The following is a 528-nucleotide window of genomic DNA, read 5'->3' on the forward strand; positions in this document are numbered from 1 at the left end:
CATCGTCAGCTGCGCCTGGCCGGTGTGCGGGTCGTGCCCCTGAGCGATCACCTCGAAGCCGGCGCGACGGTAGAAGTCGGTTGCCCGCCCGTTGGCCTGGTAGACATCCAGTTCGAGCCGCGTGCGCTCGGCCATGACGGCCTCCAGCAACTGCAGGCCCAGACCGCAGCCCTGCTGCTCCGGGCTGACGAACAGCGCCGCGAGGCGCCCTTCATGTACGGATGCAAAGGCCAGGGGCGTGCCGCCCTGTTCCAGCACCAGCGTTTCGGCCAGGGGCAGATAGTGCTCGCGCATCGCGCCGAGCTGATCGCGCCAGAATGCCTCGGGTACGAAGTCGTGGGCCTGTAGCGAGGCGCTCAGCCAGATGTCGAGCAGCGCGTCGCAGTCAGTGTTCAGGTAGGGGCGGATCATGATGACGTCCTTGTCGGGTCGAGTTCTGTGTATGGCGCCGCTGCCGGTGGTCGCTCACCGGTACTGGCGTGAGCCGGGCTAGTTGCGATCGGCGAGGATGCCGATGACCACGAAGAT

The 528-nt window shown here is 66.7% G+C and carries 1 protein-coding gene; it reads right to left on the reverse strand.

Translation table 11 applies throughout. The annotated features are described in order from the left end of the window. Positions 1-411 (reverse strand): GNAT family N-acetyltransferase (locus tag J0A65_RS25485; protein ID WP_206597009.1); only part of this gene is annotated, 411 nt, incomplete at its 3' end. Between the last annotated feature and the right edge of the window lie 117 nt (positions 412-528).

The organism is Bowmanella yangjiangensis, assembly GCF_017255015.1.
In the GTDB taxonomy this organism is placed as follows: domain Bacteria; phylum Pseudomonadota; class Gammaproteobacteria; order Enterobacterales; family Alteromonadaceae; genus Bowmanella; species Bowmanella yangjiangensis.